Annotated in this window: 16 protein-coding genes and 1 tRNA gene; 10 read left to right on the plus strand and 7 right to left on the minus strand. The window is 68.7% G+C overall.

What is annotated here, in order from left to right:
* Positions 1-387: 387 nt before the first annotated feature.
* The gene (locus tag LDL49_RS31455) at positions 388-1506 is read right to left on the minus strand and encodes a CU044_5270 family protein (RefSeq protein WP_225296303.1); all 1119 of its coding nucleotides are present in this window, start codon (positions 1504-1506) and stop codon (positions 388-390) included.
* Positions 1506-2069: an RNA polymerase sigma factor gene (locus tag LDL49_RS31460; RefSeq protein ID WP_225296305.1), complete on the minus strand. Its 564-nt coding sequence runs from the start codon at positions 2067-2069 to the stop codon at positions 1506-1508. Before LDL49_RS31460 ends, LDL49_RS31455 begins: the two co-directional genes overlap by 1 nt.
* Positions 2070-2350: 281 nt before the next feature.
* On the opposite strand from LDL49_RS31460, the gene LDL49_RS31465 reads away from it, so the two are divergent.
* Complete coding sequence (locus tag LDL49_RS31465; RefSeq protein WP_225296306.1) at positions 2351-4150, plus strand: ABC-F family ATP-binding cassette domain-containing protein; 1800 nt, start codon at positions 2351-2353, stop codon at positions 4148-4150.
* Positions 4151-4344: 194 nt separating this feature from the next.
* Here the strand turns inward: LDL49_RS31465 and LDL49_RS31470 are convergent, their stop codons facing one another.
* Positions 4345-4845, minus strand: coding sequence for a MarR family winged helix-turn-helix transcriptional regulator (locus tag LDL49_RS31470; protein ID WP_225296308.1), 501 nt, complete (start codon positions 4843-4845; stop codon positions 4345-4347).
* A 108-nt stretch (positions 4846-4953) separates the two neighbouring features.
* On the opposite strand from LDL49_RS31470, the gene LDL49_RS31475 reads away from it, so the two are divergent.
* The 4 genes from LDL49_RS31475 to LDL49_RS31490 are packed head-to-tail and all read left to right on the plus strand — an operon-like array spanning position 4954 to position 8781.
* Positions 4954-5724, plus strand: coding sequence for a trans-aconitate 2-methyltransferase (locus tag LDL49_RS31475; protein ID WP_225296309.1), 771 nt, complete (start codon positions 4954-4956; stop codon positions 5722-5724).
* The gene (locus LDL49_RS31480) at positions 5721-6056 is read left to right on the plus strand and encodes a VOC family protein (protein ID WP_225296311.1); all 336 of its coding nucleotides are present in this window, start codon (positions 5721-5723) and stop codon (positions 6054-6056) included. Before LDL49_RS31475 ends, LDL49_RS31480 begins: the two co-directional genes overlap by 4 nt.
* A gap of 53 nt (positions 6057-6109) precedes the next feature.
* Positions 6110-7609 (plus strand): CYTH and CHAD domain-containing protein, encoded by a 1500-nt coding sequence (locus LDL49_RS58545; protein WP_225296313.1) that lies wholly within the window; start codon positions 6110-6112, stop codon positions 7607-7609.
* Positions 7606-8781: a cytochrome P450 gene (locus LDL49_RS31490; protein WP_225296315.1), complete on the plus strand. Its 1176-nt coding sequence runs from the start codon at positions 7606-7608 to the stop codon at positions 8779-8781. Before LDL49_RS58545 ends, LDL49_RS31490 begins: the two co-directional genes overlap by 4 nt.
* Positions 8782-8784: 3 nt before the next feature.
* Here the strand turns inward: LDL49_RS31490 and LDL49_RS31495 are convergent, their stop codons facing one another.
* The 4 genes from LDL49_RS31495 to LDL49_RS31510 are packed head-to-tail and all read right to left on the minus strand — an operon-like array spanning position 8785 to position 13624.
* The gene (locus tag LDL49_RS31495) at positions 8785-9618 is read right to left on the minus strand and encodes an NUDIX hydrolase (protein ID WP_225296317.1); all 834 of its coding nucleotides are present in this window, start codon (positions 9616-9618) and stop codon (positions 8785-8787) included.
* Complete coding sequence (locus LDL49_RS31500) at positions 9611-11671, minus strand: RNA degradosome polyphosphate kinase (protein WP_225296319.1); 2061 nt, start codon at positions 11669-11671, stop codon at positions 9611-9613. The genes LDL49_RS31495 and LDL49_RS31500 overlap by 8 nt, the downstream gene beginning before the upstream one ends.
* Before the next feature lie 53 nt (positions 11672-11724).
* Positions 11725-12627, minus strand: a complete 903-nt coding sequence (locus LDL49_RS31505) for a TetR/AcrR family transcriptional regulator (protein ID WP_372470473.1) — start codon at positions 12625-12627, stop codon at positions 11725-11727.
* Between the two features lie 58 nt (positions 12628-12685).
* The gene (locus LDL49_RS31510; protein ID WP_225296321.1) at positions 12686-13624 is read right to left on the minus strand and encodes an acyl-CoA desaturase; all 939 of its coding nucleotides are present in this window, start codon (positions 13622-13624) and stop codon (positions 12686-12688) included.
* Between the two features lie 232 nt (positions 13625-13856).
* On the opposite strand from LDL49_RS31510, the gene LDL49_RS31515 reads away from it, so the two are divergent.
* The 5 genes from LDL49_RS31515 to pth all read left to right on the plus strand — a co-directional run bounded on the left by LDL49_RS31515 (position 13857) and on the right by pth (position 17905).
* Positions 13857-13928 (plus strand) — tRNA-Gln (locus tag LDL49_RS31515).
* 119 nt (positions 13929-14047) lie between these two features.
* Positions 14048-15499, plus strand: a complete 1452-nt coding sequence (gene glmU, locus LDL49_RS31520) for a bifunctional UDP-N-acetylglucosamine diphosphorylase/glucosamine-1-phosphate N-acetyltransferase GlmU (RefSeq protein WP_225296323.1) — start codon at positions 14048-14050, stop codon at positions 15497-15499.
* A 64-nt stretch (positions 15500-15563) separates the two neighbouring features.
* Entirely contained in the window at positions 15564-16541 is a 978-nt protein-coding gene (locus tag LDL49_RS31525) for a ribose-phosphate diphosphokinase (RefSeq protein WP_225296325.1), read from the plus strand.
* A gap of 92 nt (positions 16542-16633) precedes the next feature.
* Positions 16634-17248: a 50S ribosomal protein L25/general stress protein Ctc gene (locus LDL49_RS31530; protein ID WP_225296327.1), complete on the plus strand. Its 615-nt coding sequence runs from the start codon at positions 16634-16636 to the stop codon at positions 17246-17248.
* A 72-nt stretch (positions 17249-17320) separates the two neighbouring features.
* Complete coding sequence (gene pth / locus LDL49_RS31535) at positions 17321-17905, plus strand: aminoacyl-tRNA hydrolase (protein WP_225296328.1); 585 nt, start codon at positions 17321-17323, stop codon at positions 17903-17905.
* Positions 17906-18077 lie beyond the last annotated feature (172 nt).

Here is an 18077-nt window from a genome sequence, read left to right on the forward strand (position 1 = left end):
CCGGCCGGTTCGTTGATCAGCTCGATCTCGGCGGCCAGGACACCCAGAGCTTCCTCCTCCAGCCTCCGATCGGATGTAGGTCACGGGGCTGGTGGGATTGACCTTCTCAGGTCGGAAGCAAGGGACGAGAGCTGATGGGCGACCGCGCGGCCGTGGAGGACTTCGGCCCGCGCATTGCCGTCAATCTGACCGCTCTCTGTGCCGCGAGGTGCGTGCAGGCACGCGATGGTGTCCCACTGAGTGGTGGATCCACGATCTCGCTGCCTGGCTTCTACCAGGGATGGTCAGGGCCGAGTGGCCGGGAAACCACACCACTGTGCCCATGCCAGGGCGGTCGGCTGGGCCGCCGCCCTGGTTCTCGTTGTCGTCAGCCCTCTTCTGTTGTGATCAGGAGCGTTGGCCGGCCTGGTTCACGATCTTGGCTTCGAGCTGGGCGGTCAGGCCCACCGTGCCCGCCTTGAAGGTCTCCTTGCTGTCGTCGGCCCACTTGTAGGTCCGGTCCTTCAGCCGCGTTGAGTTGGTGCCCAGGTAGCGGAAGGTCTCCGGGTCCAGGATCAGATAGCTGCGTACCTCGGCGTCGGTGAGACTGAATGCCACACCTCGCCGTCCGTCGGCGACGGGCACGTCCTGCGTCACCGTGATGCCCTTGATCGTGGGCAGCGCGCGGAAGAGCGCGGCCCGTACATCGGGGGCGAGCCACTGCTCGGTGATGAGCTGGTTGATCTCCATGAAGAGCATCCCCGGCGGGACCTGGCCGTTCAGCTCCTGCGGCCCCCGGTGGTCTTCGTCGAGGATGGCCGCCTCGATCTTGGCAATCACCCCGGCCGAGGTGACAGGGGGCTTGGCCAGCTCGGTGGGGTTCATGATCGCACTGCCCTGGAACATCAACTTGCCGCCCTGATACCAGGCCGACCGCTTGCCGTCCACGCTGGTCCACCGTTCCCAGGTGTCGCGCCGGTCTCGGTCGACGTCTCCTTCGACGCCGGTAAGCTGCAGTTCCTTGGTGTAGAGCCACTGGCCGGGACCTGGCGTCGGCGTGGGATCGTTCTCGGCCGCGCGGGCGGCGCGCTCGCCCAGCTCGGCCACGCTGGCCACCGGTGCCATGTCCGGCTGGTCCCTGAGCGTCACGACGGTCCCGCCGACGACCAGGGCCAGCGCCGCGGCCACCGCGACCCGCCGGCCGAGCCTTCTCGCGCGGGTCGCGGTCGGCTTCCCTACGGTCCTCGGCCCGTGGATCGCCGTCACCGGCTGTGTGGCCTCAGGCCCGTGGATCGCCGTCACCGGCTGTGTGGCCTCAGGCCCGTGGATCGCCGTCACCGGCTGGGTGGCCCAAAGCCCGTGGATCGCCGTCACCAGTCGTGCGGCCCATGGCTCCTGGTTCGCCGTCACCGGCTGTACGGCCCCTGGCTCGCGGATCGCCGTCATCAGCCGGGCCCTGGCCGCATCTGCGGCTTCGACGGTCATCGCCGGGGTGGTGTTCCGGCGAAACTCCTTGATCGCGTTCATCACAGCTCCTCGTCCCCGAGCACGTTCCTGGCCTTCTTCCGCGCCCGGTGCAGCCGTGACCGTACGGTCCCCACCGAGATGTCCAGCGCCCGCGCCACCTCCTCGTACGACATGTCCTCCCATGCCACCAGCAGTAGTACGTCCCGATGCCCGCGTGGCAACGCCGCCAGCGCCCCCGCCAGCTCACGATCCCTGCCCTGCGCCGTCACCCGGCGTGTCACGGTGTCGGCCAGCGCCTCAGGCAGAGGGTCCACCCCTGTACGACTCAGCGCCCGCAGCAGTCGCTCCTCCTGCCGCCGATGTCTGGCGATCAATGTGGTGGCGATGCCGTACAGCCACGGCCTGGCCAGTGCGAACGACGTGTCGTACGTCCCGCGCCTGCGGAAGGCCGCCAGGAACGTCTCGGCTACGATGTCGTCGGCGGCCTGCGTGCCGAGCCGCCGCGCCGCGTACAGGTGGATCTGCTTGGCGTAGCGGTCGAAAAGCGCGGCGAACTGCTCTGGGTCGTGCGCCGATCGACGGATCAGTTCTCCGTCGTCGATCTCGACGGTCTCAGCACTCAACGCCTCTCCTCCGTGAGTAGGTATTTCACCGTGCTGTCTCCCGGAGGGCGTCACCGAGTTCCCAAGAGTCGTGAGGCGGCGGAGAATGCGACGTCGCCCGCAGCTCATGGCGATGTTCGGTCGGCCGAGTTCAGTCGGTCGATCAGGAGAGTCGATCAGTGACCGGCACTATCAGTGCATTAGGGCTGGGGTTTCGGTTGCTGCGCCGGTCGGATGGTGAGGGTGAGGCCGGATTGGTGTCGTCACCACAGCGCCTTCGAGGCCGATACCCTGGTAGGGCCATGAATCTGGTAAATCTCGAGTCTGTTTCCCATGCCTACGGGCCCAAACCGCTGCTCAACGACGTCTCCCTCGGGGTCGAGGTCGGCGAGCGCATAGGTGTCGTCGGACGTAACGGCGGCGGCAAGACCACGCTGCTGTCGGTGATCGCGGCAGAGGTACGCCCGGACAGCGGCCGGGTCACCCATACCCGGGGGCTGCGGGTGGGCGTGCTGTCGCAGCATGACGCGCTCGATCCGGCGATGCCCATCCGGGAGATCGTGCTGGGTGAGAAGGCCGAGCACGAGTGGGCGGGGGATCAGGGCGTCCGCGAGATTCTCGGCAATCTCATCGGTGATCTCGATCTCGACGCCAAGGCGGGGGATCTGTCCGGTGGCGAGCGTCGGCGCACCGCGCTGGCCCAGCTGCTCATCGACGAGCACGACCTGATCATGCTCGACGAGCCGACGAACCATCTCGACATCGAGGCCATCGCCTGGCTGGCCGGTCATCTGGCCGGACGCAAGAGCGCGCTGGTGGTCGTGACGCACGACCGGTGGTTCCTCGACGCGGTCTCCACCAGGACGTGGGAGGTCGTGGACGGGCGGGTCGAGCGGTATGAGGGCGGTTACGCCGCGTACGTGCTCGCGAAGGCGGAGCGGGCGCGCATCGCCCAGGCCGCCGAGGAACGCCGCCAGAACCTTATGCGCAAGGAGATCGCCTGGCTGCGGCGCGGCCCGCCCGCTCGCACGTCGAAGCCGAAGTTCCGGGTGGAGGCCGCGCAGGCGCTGATCGCCGACGAGCCGCCGGCGCGGGAGAGCGTGGAACTGCTGAGGTTCGCGGCGGTCCGGCTCGGCAAGACCGTCTACGACCTCGAAGACGTCACCCTGCACGCCGGTGGCCCCGGCAGTGGGCCGCTGGTGCTCGACGAGTGCACCTGGCAGTTCGGGCCGGGCGACCGGGTCGGGCTGATCGGGGTCAACGGCTCCGGCAAGTCGTCCGTGCTCCGGCTGCTCGCCGACACGGTCCAGCAGGACTCCGGGCGGATGATCAGGGGCAAGACGGTACGCCTGGCACACCTGTCGCAGGAGCTGGCCGAGCTCGACCCCACCCGCCGGGTGCTGGAGACGGTCGAGGAGATCCGCAAGTACATCCAGGTCGGCAAGAAGGAGTGGTCCGCCTCCCAGCTGCTCGAACGCCTGGGCTTCAAGGGCGAGGCGCAGTGGAAGGTCGTCGGCGACCTGTCGGGTGGCGAGCGGCGGCGGCTGCAGCTGCTCAGACTCCTCATGGATGACCCCAACGTGCTGCTGCTCGACGAGCCGACCAACGATCTCGACATCGAGACGCTGAACGAGCTCGAAGACCTTCTCGACGGCTGGCCCGGCACCCTCATCCTGGTGAGCCACGACCGCTACTTCCTCGAACGTGTCACGGACAAGTGTGTGGCGCTCCTGGGCAACGGCAAGCTCTCCTTCCTTCCGGGAGGCGTGGACGAATACCTGGCCCGCCGAGCCCAAGGCACCGCCCTGACGGCGCGAACGACCTCACCCCAGTCGGCGGCCCCCGCACCGATCCAGCCCGCAGCCCCTCAGGAGGGCATGTCGGCCAAGGAAGAACGCGAGCTGCGCAAGGAGCTCAACCGCCTCGAACGCCAGCTCGACCGGCTGGGCGACCAGGAAGCCAAGCTCCACGCCGCCATGGCGGACGCGGCCAGCGACTACGCCAAACTGGGCTCCCTGGACGCCCAGCTCAGGGACGTTCTCGACCAGAAGGACGCAGTCGAGGCCGAGTGGCTCGAACTCGCCGACCGCCTGAGCGACTGACCGCCTGACTCGGGAGACGGCCAAGGACGATCCGAAGAAGGCGGCCAAGGACGAGTCGTCACGGCGAGCAGCCCGTGAGCCTTCACGACCGGCGCTTGACGGTCGCCCGCCCGCGACGGCGGGGCGGGCAACCCATGCGAAGCCGTACAGGAAAAGAGGTTGTCAAAAGCGGCGGCCTCGAACGCGACGCGGCGTCAGGAATCGAACGGCGTGAGGAGGGTGCGGAGCAGGGCGGAGAGGGTGCGTTGGTCGGTCAGCGGCAGGCCGGCGAGGAGGTCGTGCTCGCGCCGCAGCAGCCCGGCGAACGCCGCGTCCACCCGCGCCAGCCCGCTCTCCGTCAGCGACACCAGCACCCCTCGCCGATCCTCCGGGTCCGGCCGGCGCCGCACCAGGCCCGCCTGGGCGAGCCGGTCGATGCGGTTCGTCATCGTGCCCGACGTGACCAGGGTGGCCCGGATCAGGGCTCCGGGACTCAGCTCGTACGGCTTGCCCGCGCGCCGCAGCGCCGTCAGCACGTCGAACTCCCAGGGCTCCAGAGCGTGCTCGGCGAACGCCGCCCGCCTGGCCCGGTCGAGATGCTTGGCCAGCCGCGACACCCGCGACAGCACCTGGAGGGGCTCGACGTCGAGGTCCGGACGCTCTGCCCGCCAGGCCGCCACCAGCCGGTCGACCTCGTCCTGCGGCTCCTCGTTCATGACACCGCCTCGCCATGAGATCGCCGGGTCGGGGGGAGCGCATCCTGCGTCATGGTCAGAGTGTACTGTCTTGACATCGAGATACATATCTCGATATCAATTATCTCTATGTCGAGAGATATCTGGGATCCCACCATATACGCCAGGTACGCCGACGAGCGAGCACGCCCGTTCTTCGAGCTGACCGCCAGGATCGGTGCCGACAGCCCTGATTATGTCGTGGACGCCGGCTGTGGCACCGGCGAACTCACCCTCGAACTCGCCCGCCGCTGGCCCCAGGCTACCGTGGAGGGCTTCGACGCCTCCCCGGCCATGATCACGGAGGCTCGCCGGCACCAGCAGCAGCGGTTCACGGTCGCCGATGTCACGACATGGCGGCCCGACCGGCCGGTGGACGTGCTGGTGTCCAACGCCGTCCTGCAATGGGTGCCCGCGCATCGCGACGTGCTGGAGCACTGGGTCGACGCGCTGAGCCCCGGCGGCTGGCTGGCCTTCCAGGTGCCCGGCAACTTCAACGCCCCCAGCCACGTGGCGATCCGCGAGCTCTGCGCCGCGCCCGCGTGGTCCGATCGGCTCGGCGACCTCAACCGGGGCATTCCGGTGGACGACCCCATCGACTACGTCGACTTCCTGAGCGGCTGCCGGGTCGACGCCTGGGAGACGACATACGTCCATCTCCTCCAGAGCGACAACGGCGACAACGCGGTACTGAACTGGATCTCCGGCACCGCCTTGCGCCCGGTCTTCGACCGGCTGGACCCCGACGAGCAGAAGAAGTTCACGGCCGAGCTGGGGGCGCGGCTCGACGAGGTCTATCCGGCCAGGCCGTACGGGACGCCGTTCCCGTTCCGGCGCGTCTTCGTGGTGGCCCAGAAATGATCACCGGCCTGCACCACGTCCAGCTCGCCGCGCCCGCGGGGAGCGAGCCGTTGTTGAGGGAGTTCTACGGCGGAGTACTCGGGCTCCAGGAGGTGCCAAAGCCGCCTGAACTCGCCAAACGTGGCGGCGTCTGGTTTCGTGGCCGAGGGGTGGAGGTGCATCTCGGCATCGAGGACGGCTTTCGGCCGGCCAGGAAGGCGCACCCGGCGTTCCTGGTGGACGACCTCACCGCCTACAGCACCGAACCGCCCGACGACCTGCTCCCCGGCTACCGCCGGATCTACCTCATGGACCCCGTGGGGAACAGAATCGAGCTCCTCCAAGGCGTGTGAAGTTCGTCCAGCGGTGGCATGATTGTCCAAATCGGCCAAGGCTATGAGGTGCTGTGGGCATCGAAATCGAGGACAAGTTCGACGTTCCCCCCGACTACGCGATACCCGACCTGAGCAAGCTGGCAGAGATCTCGGGCCCGAAGAGTTACCAGCTTGTGGCGCTCTACTACGACACGCCCGATCTGAGGCTGGCCACCCGGGGCATCACGCTCCGGCGAAGACGCGGCGGTGACGACGCCGGCTGGCATCTGAAGTTGCCCAAGGCCAAGGGCGTACGCCAGGAGATCACCTACCCGCTCACCCGGAGCACGAAGATCGTGCCCGCCGAGCTGGCCGAGCTCGTCCGCGCCTACACCCGCGGCGCGGAGCTCCAGGTGGTGGCCGAGCTCGACACCCGCAGGACGGTCACGCTGCTGCACGACGGCCCGACCGGGCTCGTCGAGATCGCCGACGACCGCGTCAAGGGCACGGTCTTCAACGGCAAACCAGACGGCGAACCAGCAGGCGGGCCGCGGGTCGTGCGGTGGCGCGAGGTAGAGGCGGAGTTGCTGGAAGGCGACCAGGCCCTGCTCGCCAAGGTCGGCAAACGGCTCAGGAAGGCCGGAGCCACCCCGTCGGAGTCGGCCAGCAAGCTCGCCAGGCTCCTCGAACCACCCCCTCTCGCCCAGGCCCCCACGAAGGACGGCTCGGCCGGCCAGACCGTCATGGACTACCTGGCAGGCCAGGTGACGGCCCTCCTCTCACAAGATCCCCGAGTACGGCGAGCGGAACCCGACGCCGTCCACCAGATGCGCGTCGCCTCCCGGAGGCTGCGGAGCGCGCTCAAGGCGTTCGGCGGCATCGTCACCGGCACCAAGCGGGTCCAGGACGAGCTGCGCTGGCTGGGCACCGTGCTCGGCGAGGCGCGAGACCTGGAGGTGATCAGGGACAGGTTCGCCCGCGAGCTGGCGGCACTGGCCCCCGAGCTGGTCACCGGCCGCATCCTGGCCCGGCTCGGCGACGACCTGCACGCCCGCGAGCAGGAGGCGTACGGGCGCATCAAGGACACGCTCAGTGGCGAGCGCTACTACGCGCTGCTCAACGCCCTCGACACGTTGACGGCCGGCCCGAAGTTGACCAAGGCCGCGGCGGAGCCGGCACACGACAGGCTCAGCGACGTGGCCGCCGAGAACTGGGACCGGGTGGCCAAGACCTACGACACCGCCCAGGCGATCTCGGACCTCGATCGCCGCGAGCTCGCCATGCACGACGTCCGCAAGGCGGCCAAACGGGCCCGCTACACCGCCGAGGCCCTCCAGCCCACGCTCGGCAAAAGCATGGTCAAGCTGGCCAAGCACGCCGCGGCCGTACAGGAGGTGCTCGGCACGCATCAGGACGGCGTGGTGGCGCAGGAGACGCTGGTCAAGGAGGCGGCGGCCGCGCGGCAGGCGGGTGAGGACACCTTCACGTACGGCCTGCTCATCGGCCTCGAACGTGGCACGGCGGAGCGAGCACACGCGGACTTCCCCAAGGTCTGGGCCGAGACGGCGCGAGCCATTAGGAAACTACTATGAGTGACTTACCCGTCATACCTTTCGCACGACAGGACGCCCTGGAGGTCCCCGCGGCCTATCGGGAGCTGCGGGCCGAGAAGGGCATCACCAGGGTGCGGACCCGGGTGGGCGACGAGATCTGGCTGGTCAGCGGCTACGAGGACGCCCGCAAGCTGTTCGCCGACCCCCGGCTCGGGCGCTCGCACCCCGAGCCGGAGAAGGCCGCCCGCGTCTCCGGCTCCGCGCTGCTCGGCGGCCCCCAGGGCGACAGCGCGACCGAGAAGGCCGACAACGAGCGGATGCGCCGGCTGTTCATGCCCTCGTTCTCCGCCCGCCGGATGAAGGCGCTCAGCGATCACGTGGGGACCCTGGTCGACGAGCGGCTGGACCACCTGGCCACTCTGACGCCGCCCGCCGACCTGCACGCCGAGCTGTCCTTCCCGCTGCCCGTGCTGGTCATCTGCCAGCTGCTCGGCGTCCCCTTCGAGGACCGGGCCTACTTCAGCGGCGTCTCCAGCCGCATGGGCGACGTCGCGGACGAGGCCAAGGGCATGGCGGCGCGCGAGGAGCTGGGCGCGTACATGGCCGGGCTCATCGAGCGCAAGCGGCACGAGCCCGGCGAGGACGTCCTGTCGGATCTGGCCGGGGTGCTGGACGACGACGGCAGGGTGGCGCAGCTGGCCGGCGGACTGCTGTTCGCCGGGCACGAGACCACGGTGAACCGCATCGACTACGGCGTACTGTTCCTGGAGGCCAATCCCGACCAGCGCGCGCTGCTCAAGGCCGATCCCGGCCGGGCGCCCGCCGCCGTCGAGGAGATCCTGCGCATGGCCTCGCCCAGCCTGCACGGCCTGCCGCGCTACGCCCACGGTGACATCGAGATCGGCGGGGTCACGATCCGCAGGGGCGAGGCCGTGCTGATCATGCCCGGCGCCGCCAACAGGGACGAGCGGATCTACTCCGACCCCGACACCTTCGACGTCGGCCGGAAGTCCCTGGACCCGCACCTGAGCTTCGGGTACGGCCCGCGCTACTGCATCGGCGCCAGCCTGGCCAGGGTCGAGCTCGAAGGGGTCTTCAGCCGGCTCTACCAGCGCTTCCCGGACCTGCGCGTGGCCGTGCCGCTGGATCAGCTCCGCCGCAACGAGGGCCGGATCACCGAGGGCGTCGCCGAGCTCCCCGTCACCTGGTGAGCCTCAGGTCGGGTAACGCTCCACGCTGACGACCCGCTCGCCCAGCCGGTGCAGGACGGCGAACGCCCCCTTGCGCAGGTGCACGTCCTTGCCGCTGAGCGAGCGGATCAGATCGGGCAGCACCTTGCCGTGGCTGGACACCGCCGCCGCCATCCTGAGCTCCGCGACCAGCGCGGGCGTCTTGTCCGCGTCCTGGCCTTCCTCGCTGAGCAGCGGCTCGGTCCTGATGTTCCGGCCGTACGGCTGGAGCGTCTGAACGCATCGGAGACTGGGCGAGCTGACCAGGATCTCGGGACGGTAGGCGGGCAGCACCCGGGCGACCGTCTCCGCCTGGGCCCGGCCGTCCGTGTCGAGGGGGCGCAGGGCGTCATCACCCTGCCACGCCTGCCGGGAGCCCGCGGAGCCATGCCGTACCAGGACAAGGGGGACGGTGGCCAGCGGCGCCGCCTCCAGCGAGTGGAGCAGGCCCGCGTCCCATTCCCAGGTCAGCAGCTCGCGGGCGCGGTCGAGCGGCAGCCAGCGCAGCTCGTCCACCTCGTCGCCGGGGGCGAACGCCACGCTCTCGTCCGTGGCCTGGGCCGCCCAGTAGTCCACCCGCTTGAGCCGGTCCGTGATCAGATAGTGGACGGGCGGCAGGGCGCGGCCGAGCGTCGTGACCAGGCCGGTCTCCTCGCGCACCTCGCGCAGCGCCGCGGCGATCACGTGCTCGCCCTGCTTCAGCTTGCCCTTGGGGAAGGTCCAGTCGTCGTAGGCCGGGCGGTGGATGACGGCCACCTCGGGGCGGTGCTCGTCACCGCGCCACACCACGGCTCCGGCCGCGCGGAGCGGATCAGTCATCAACGCTCCTCCAGCGGCGGGTGCCGATCAGAATGCTCTGCAGGTCCTCGCCCGGATGACGCACCCAGGTGCCGTCGGAGTTCAGCAGCCACGCGCTCGTCGTGTCGGCGGTGGCGCGGTCCATCAGGTCGATGAGGTACGCCCTGTGCTGCTGGCTGGTCACCTTGACCAGGGCCTCGACCCGGCGTTCCAGGTTGCGGCGCATCAGGTCGGCGCTGCCGATCCACACCTCGGGCCGCCGGCCCAGGCCGAACTCGTAGATGCGGGAGTGCTCCAGGAAACGCCCCAGCACCGACCGTACGCGGATGTTCTCCGACAGATCCGGGATACCAGGGCGGAGGGCGCAGATGCCCCGCACCCACAGGTCCACCTGCACACCGGCCCGGGACGCCCGATAGAGGGCGTCGATGAGCGGCTCGTCCACCAGGGAGTTCGTCTTGATCCTGATGCGCGCGGGACGGCCCGCCTCCTGGTGCGCGATCTCCCGCTCGATCCTGGCCATCAGGCCGCCGCGCAGCGAGTGCGGGGCGACGAGCAGCCTGCGGTAGGCCGAGTGGTTGGAGTAGCCGGTCAGGTGGATGAACAGGTCCGTGACGTCCTCGCCGACCAGCGGGTCCGCGGTGAGCAGGCCGATGTCCTCGTAGTGCCTGGCCGTCTTGGGGTTGTAGTTGCCCGTTCCGATGTGGCAGTAGCGGCGCAGCTCGCCGGACGGCTCCTGCCGTACGACCAGGGCCAGCTTGCAGTGGGTCTTGAGCCCGACCACGCCGTAGACCACGTGGCAGCCGGCCTTCTCCAGCTTTCGCGCCCACTCGATGTTGGCGTGCTCGTCGAAGCGGGCCTTGATCTCCACCACCACGACGACCTGCTTGCCCGACTCGGCCGCGTCGATCAACGCGTCCACGATCGGGGACTCGCCGCTGGTCCGGTAGAGCGTCTGCTTGATCGCCAGGACGTTCGGGTCCTCGGCCGCCGCCTCGATGAAGCGCTGCACGCTGGTGGCGAAGGAGTCGTACGGGTGGTGCAGCAGCACGTCCCGCTCGCGCAGCGCCGCGAAGATGTCGTCGTCGGCCAGCACGGCCTCAGCGGGGACGAACGGCCGGTAGCTCAGCTCGGCCCGGTCCAGGTCGGCGAGGGCGTGCAGCCCGGTCAGGTCCAGCGGCCCGGCGAGCTGGTAGATCTCGTGCGGCGCGACTTCGAGCTCCTCGACGAGCAGGTCGAGCACCTCGGGCGTGATGGTGTCCTCGACCTCCAGCCGCACGGCCGGGCCGAAGCGGCGGTTCTTCAGCTCCCGCTCCAGCGCCTGCATGAGGTTCTCGGTGATGTCCTCGTCCACGTCGAGGTCCTCGTTGCGGGTCACCCTGAAGGCGTGGTGCTGGACGATCTCCATGCCCTTGAAGAGCTGGCCCAGATGGGCCGCGATGACATCCTCCAGCGGGACGAATCTGTCCTTGGAGGCGGTGACGAACCTCGGCAGCTGCGAGGGCACCTTGACCCGGGCGAACACGGTGTGATCGTTCGCCGGATTCCGCACCAGGACCGCCAGGTTAAGGCTGAGTCCCGAAATATAGGGGAAGGGGTGTGCGGGGTCGACGGCCAGCGGCGTCAGCACCGGCCGGATCCGCTCCCTGAACAGTTTGCGCAGCTCCGTGCGCTCCTCGCGGCCCAGGTCGTCCCATCTGACGATCTCGATGCCCTCGGTGGCGAGCTGCGGGCAGACCTGCTCGTGGAAGACGGCCGAGTGCCGCTTGGCCAGCGTGTGGGAGATCGCGGCGATCCGGGCCAGCTCCTCGCGCGGTTTCAGCCCGCTCTTCGTCCTGAGCAGCAGTCCGGTGGCCATCCGCCGTTTCAGCCCGGCCACGCGTACCCGGAAGAACTCATCCAGGTTGCTGGCGAAGATGGCCAGGAAGCGCACGCGTTCGAGGAGGGGGAGGGAGGAGTCCTCAGCCAGTTCCAGGACGCGTTCGTTGAACTGTAGCCAACTCTCCTCACGGTTGAGGAACCTCTCCTGTGGCAGAGGGAGGTCACTCTCGGGCTGAAGCGGTTCCGCGGACATATGAGAAATATGCCCCATTTGGTTGAACGGAACGTGAACTAAGCGGCAACGGCTTATTCCACCTGGTCAGCCTGCTCCAACCGAGCCGCGCGCTCGACCAGCCGGGCCTCCCGCTGGCGCAGCTTCTCCTCGCGCTCGCGGGCCTTCTCGGCCTCCTTCAGCAGCCGCTCGCGCTCCTTCAGCTCGCGGACCCTGGCCTTCTCGGCCTCTTTGAACTCCCGCTGGCGGGCCTTCTCGGCCTCCTTGAGCTCCTTGTCGCGGGCCTTCTCCAGCTCGCGCAGCTCCTTCTCGCTGGCCCGCGGCACGGCGACGACGGGGTGGGCGCGGCCGGAGGCGGTGATGGCCGGCTGCGGGTTGAGGCCGGTCAGGCCGTTCCAGGCCAGGTTCACCACGTGGGCGGCGACCTCCTCGCGGCCCGGCTTGCGCACGTCGAGCCACCACTGACCGGTCAGGGCCACCATGCCGACGAGCATCTGCGCGTACATCGGCGCCAGCTTGGGGTCGTAGCCGCGGGCCACGAACTCGTCGGCGAGCACGTCCTCGACCTGGCTGGCGATCTCGCTGATCAGGCTCGCGAACGTGCCCGTGCCCGAGGCGGCGTGCGAGTCGCGCACCAGGATGCGGAAGCCCTCGCTGCTCTCCTCGATGTAGTGGAGCAGCGCCAGGGCCGCCCGCTCCAGCTTGATCAGCGAGTGGGAGGCGGAGAGCGCCTCGGTGATCATGCTGAGCAGCTTCTGCATCTCCCGGTCGACCACGACCGCGTAGACGCCCTCCTTGCCGCCGAAGTGTTCGTAGACCACCGGCTTCGAGACCTGGGCCGTTGCCGCTATCTCCTCGATGGAGGTCCCGTCGAACCCCTTCTCGGCGAAGAGCGTGCGGCTGATCTGGATCAGCTGCTCTCTTCGCTCTCTGCCGGTCATGCGCCTGCGAGATCTGGGTTCGGTCACGGTTTCCATAATGGCGGTGCTCGAAGAAGAGCCCGTCATCAAAGGATCGGTCAGCAATGAGCCGGAATCAGCCAATGCGCTTCGCCGCCAGGCGTTCGGGGGTCGGCCAGCGTACGTCGTGGACCCAGCCGAGCCGCTCGAAGATCCGGATGAGGCCGGCGCTGAGGTCGATCTGACCCTTCAGCGCGCCGTGCCTGGCGCAGGTGGGGTCGGAGTGGTGCAGGTTGTGCCACGACTCGCCGAAGGAGGGGATGGCCAGCCACCACACGTTGCGCGACTTGTCGCGGACCTGGAAGTCCTCCTCGCCGAACACGTGGCAGATCGAGTTGATCGACCAGGTCACGTGGTGCAGCAGGCCGATGCGGACCAGCGAGCCCCAGAACAGCGCGGTTAGCGCGCCCTGCCAGGACCAGGTGACCAGGCCGCCGAGGACGCCGGGCAGCAGGAGCGAGGTGAGGGCCAGCGGGCCGAACCACTTGTGCAGCTTGACGACGTCGTCGTCCTTGACCAGGTCAGGGGCGTACTTCTCGCGGTTGGTCCGGTCGGCGTCGAACATCCAGCCCATGTGGGCGTACAGCAGGCCCTTGGACAGCGACTTGAAGCCGGGCCCGAAGCGCCACGGCGAGTGCGGGTCGCCCTCCTTGTCGGAGAACTTGTGGTGCTTGCGGTGCGTGGCCACCCAGTCGAGCACGGACATCTCCAGCGAGAGGCTGCCCGCGATACCCAGCGCGATCTTCAGGGGCCGCTTGGCCTTGAACGAGCCGTGCGTGAAGTAGCGGTGCAGGCCGACGGTCACGCCGAGCCCGCTCACGACATAGAAGACGAACGCGATGACGATGTCGCTCCAGCCGAGACCCCATCCCCACGCGAACGGCACCGCGGCCACGATCGCGATGAGGGGGAGCCCTACCACGAGGGCGAAGGTGACGAGCTCGGCCTTGGTCCGGGGGTCGGGTTCGATGTCGGGCTTCGGTCCAGGGGAGGTGCGCTCGGTGATAACGGTCATGGGCTACCTCTCACGACATGTATGAGGATGAATGTCCTGGCTACGCCACCGTAACCTACGCCATCGTAAGTTAGTAAGACCTAAGCGGCGAGTGTGGCGAAGGCGACTTCTGTCCCATGAGAGGAGTAGCTTCTGTATCTTGCGGCTTTTCGGGCGGTCTGTTATGTGGCGCGCGCGTGGGCCAGGGATCGGTATCGTAGGAGTGCGTCGGACGCTCAGGTGTCCGATTTGGTCCCGGATCGTCTAATCGGCAGGACAAGTGGTTTTGGTCCACTTTGTAGGGGTTCGAGTCCTCTTCCGGGAGCTTGGAGGCACTCCCCGCCGCTAGAGCGCGAGTGTCGGTTGGGTATCCTCACGGTGTCGGGAGGGTGGCGGTGCGAAAGCTGCCGCCCCGAACCGCCCAGCCACAGGGAGCCCCAGTCCGTGAGTGTGCCGCGCCCGGCCGCAGTCATCGTCCTCGCCGCAGGCGAGGGCACCCGGATGAAGAGCCAGACCCCCAAAGTCCTTCATGAGATGTGCGGCCGCACTCTGGTCGACCACATGCTCACCGCCGCTCGCGACCTCGGTCCCGAACGGCTCATCGTCGTCATCGGCCATGCCTCCGAACGGGTCGGCGCGCACCTGGCGGAGACGAGTCCCGACGCGCGCGCCGTCGTCCAGCGTGAGCAGCGCGGCACCGGCCACGCCGTGCGCACCGTGCTCGAAGAGCTCGGCACGATCGCCGGCACCGTCCTCGTCACCTACGGAGACGTGCCGCTGCTGCGTACGGAGACCCTCGCCGAGCTGCTCCACCGGCACACGGGTGACGGCAACGCGGTCACCGTGCTGACGGCCGAGGTGCCCGACCCGACCGGCTACGGGCGCATCATCCGCGGCCCCGGCGGCGCCGTCCTGGAGATCGTGGAGGAGAAGGACGCCACCCCGGAGCAGCGCGCCATCACGGAGATGAACTCCGGCATCTACGCCTTCGACGGGCTGTTGCTCGCCGACGCCGTCAAACGGGTCTCGACCGACAACGCGCAGGGTGAGGAATACCTCACCGACGTGCTGTCCATCCTGCGGGAGGACGGCCACCGGGTCGGCGCGCACGTCGCCGCCGACTTCACCGAGGTCGAGGGCGTCAACGACCGGGTACAGCTGGCCTTCGCCCGCAAGGTGCTCAACCAGCGGCTGCTCGACGGCCACATGCGCGCCGGAGTCACGATCATCGACCCGGCCAGCACGTGGATCGACGTCGGCGTCGAGATCGAGCCCGACGCGGTCGTCCACCCGGGCACGCAACTGCACGGCCATACCGTCATCGAGGCCGGAGCGGAGGTCGGGCCGGGCTCCACGCTCACCGACACCAAGGTCGGCGCGGGCGCGGTCGTGCGCAACGCGGTCTGCGACCACGCCGTGGTCGGCCCGGAAGCCAGCGTCGGCCCCTACGCCTACCTGCGCCCCGGCACCGTGCTCGGGCACAAGTCCAAGGCGGGCACGTTCGTCGAGATGAAGAACACCCAGGTCGGCGAGCGGTCGAAGGTGCCGCACCTGTCGTACGCGGGCGACGCCACGATCGGTGACGACGTCAACATCGGCGCGGCCGTGATCTTCGTCAACTACGACGGCATCAACAAACATCGCAGCAAGGTGGGCGACGGCGCGTTCGTCGGCTGCGACTCCATGCTCCTCGCCCCCGTGACCGTGGGCGACGGCGCGTACACCGCGGCCGGTTCGGTCATCGACGGCGACGTCCCTCCGGGCGCGATCGGCGTGGCCAGGGCGCGACAGCGCAACATCGAGAAATGGGTCTTGCGCAGGCGCGCGGGCACGAAGTCGGCTGCGGCGGCCGAAAAGGCGCTGGCCGAGCAAGAGCAGCAGGAGAGTGGCGCATGACCGAGCTTGCCGAGGTCATCATTAACAACCGCACCGTGGTCACGAGACCGACGAAGGAGATCTCATGACCAGCATCAAGCAGCCGGGCGAGAAGAACCTCATGCTCTTCTCCGGCCGGGCCTACCCGGAGCTCGCCGAGGAGGTCGCCGAGCACGTCGGCGTCTCCCTCACGCCCACCAAGCTGATCGACTTCGCCAACGGCGAGATCTACGCCCGCTACCTCGAATCCGTCCGCGGCTGCGACGCCTTCGTGATCCAGAGCCACACCGGGCCCATCAACCAGTGGATCATGGAACAGCTCATCATGGTCGACGCGCTGAAGCGGGCCTCCGCCAAGCGCATCACCGTGGTCATGCCGTTCTTCGGCTACGCCAGGCAGGACAAGAAGAGCCGCGGCCGCGAGCCGATCACGGCCAGGCTGATGGCCGACCTGTTCAAGACCGCGGGCGCCGACCGGCTCATGTCGATAGACCTGCACACCTCGCAGATCCAGGGCTTCTTCGACGGCCCCGTCGACCACCTGTTCGCCATGCCGGTGCTCGAGAGCTACCTGAAGAACCGGCTCGACCTGGCCAACACCACGGTCGTCTCGCCCGACACCGGCCGGGTCCGGCTGTCGGAGCGCTGGGCCGACACGCTCGGCACGCCGCTGGCCTTCATCCACAAGCGCCGCGACCTCGACGTGGCCAACTCGGTGAAGGTCAGCGAGGTCGTCGGCAAGGTGCAGGGGCGCACCTGCGTGCTGATCGACGACATGATCGACACCGCGGGCACCATCTGCAAGGCCGCCGACGCCCTCTACGAGCAGGGCGCCACCAACGTGATCACCGCCGCCACCCACGCGGTGTTCTCCGATCCCGCGGTCGACCGGCTGAAGAACTCCCGGATCTCCGAGGTCATCGTCACCAACACCCTGCCGTTGTCCCAGGCCAACAGGTTCGACAAGCTCACCGTCCTGTCGATCGCGCCGTTGATCGCGCGCGCGATCACGGAGGTGTTCACCGACGGGTCGGTCACCAGCCTGTTCGAGGGCGACACCTGAGCCGGTAGACTTTTACGGTTGCGTTCGTAACGCCTTCCGCTAGGGCGGGTGAGGGGGAGCGCAAATCCCGCAATGCATCCCTAGGAGATGTCGTGTCTGAAGTACGTATCGCCGCCGAGCCGCGCACCACGTTCGGCAAGGGCGCCGCTCGCAAGATCCGTCGTGACAACAAGGTGCCCGCGGTCCTCTACGGCCACGGCACCGACCCCAAGCACCTGACGCTGCCCGGCCACGAGGTTCTCCTCGCGCTCCGCACCGCCAACGTGCTGATCCACCTTAAGGGCGACGGCGTCGACGAGCTCGCGCTGCCCAAGGGCGTTCAGCGCGACCCGATCAAGGGCTTCGTCGAGCACGTCGACCTGCTCCTGGTCCGGCGGGGCGAGAAGGTCACCGTCGACATCCCGGTCACCACGGTCGGCGCCGTCAACTCCGAGGGCCTGCTCGACCAGCAGCTCGTCTCCGTCTCGGTCGAGGCCGAGGCCACCCACATCCCGACCGGCGTCGAGGTCGACGTCGAGGGTCTGGTGATCGGCACCGTGATCACCGCCGCCGACCTCAAGCTGCCTGAGGGCTCCACGCTGATCGCCGAGGGCGAGACCGTCATCCTCCAGGTCATCCCCAAGCCGGTCGAGGAGCCCACCGAGGCCGAGGCCGAGGCCGCCGAGGCTGCCGCGACCGCCACGGTCACCGAGGAAGCCGGCGAGTAGCACACCGCTGTTCGGCGACGGGGCAGCCGCCGGCTGCCCCGTTTCGCTTGTGGGAGACACTAAGGAAGGCACATGGACCGCTGGTTGATCGTCGGGCTCGGCAACCCGGGCGCCGAATACGCCGGCAACAGGCACAACGCGGGCTTCATGGTGCTCGACGAGCTGGCCGCCAGGGCCGGCGGGCGGTTCAAGGCGCACCGGAGCCGGGCCGAGGTGCTGGAGTCCAGCCGCGCGGTGCTCGCCAAGCCGCTGACGTACATGAACCTGTCGGGCGGCCCGCTCAAGGCACTGTCCGACTTCTACAAGCTCGGTCCCGACCGGCTGATCGTGGTCCACGACGAGCTCGACGTCCCCTACGGCGCGCTGCGCGCCAAGCTCGGCGGTGGTGACAACGGCCACAACGGGCTGAAGTCGATCACCAAGGTGCTCGGCACCCGCGACTACCTGCGGGTCCGCTTCGGCATCGGGCGCCCGCCCGGCCGCATGGACCCAGCCGCCTACGTGCTCAAGGACTTCGCCACGGCCGAGCGCAAGGACCTGGCCTTCCTGGTCGACCGGGCGGCCGACGTGGTGGAGTCGCTGATGGAGCGCGGGCTCGAAACCACGCAGAACGAGTTCCACCGCGCCGATCTCCACATTTCCGGCCCTCCTCGCTGACCATCGCATAGAGGCGTTCGCGGTTTCCCGCGTGTCGCTCAGCGCTACGATCTGGTGACTGTCTGTTGATCAACGGTCACGTGGAGGATTCGTGCGCGACGGCGAAGGGCTGCTGACCGCTGCCCGGTCCGGCCACGCCAGGTCCGGGCGGCTCAGTCCGCACCTGCCCCCC

This window comes from Nonomuraea aurantiaca (assembly GCF_020215705.1).
In the GTDB taxonomy this organism is placed as follows: Bacteria; Actinomycetota; Actinomycetes; order Streptosporangiales; family Streptosporangiaceae; genus Nonomuraea; species Nonomuraea aurantiaca.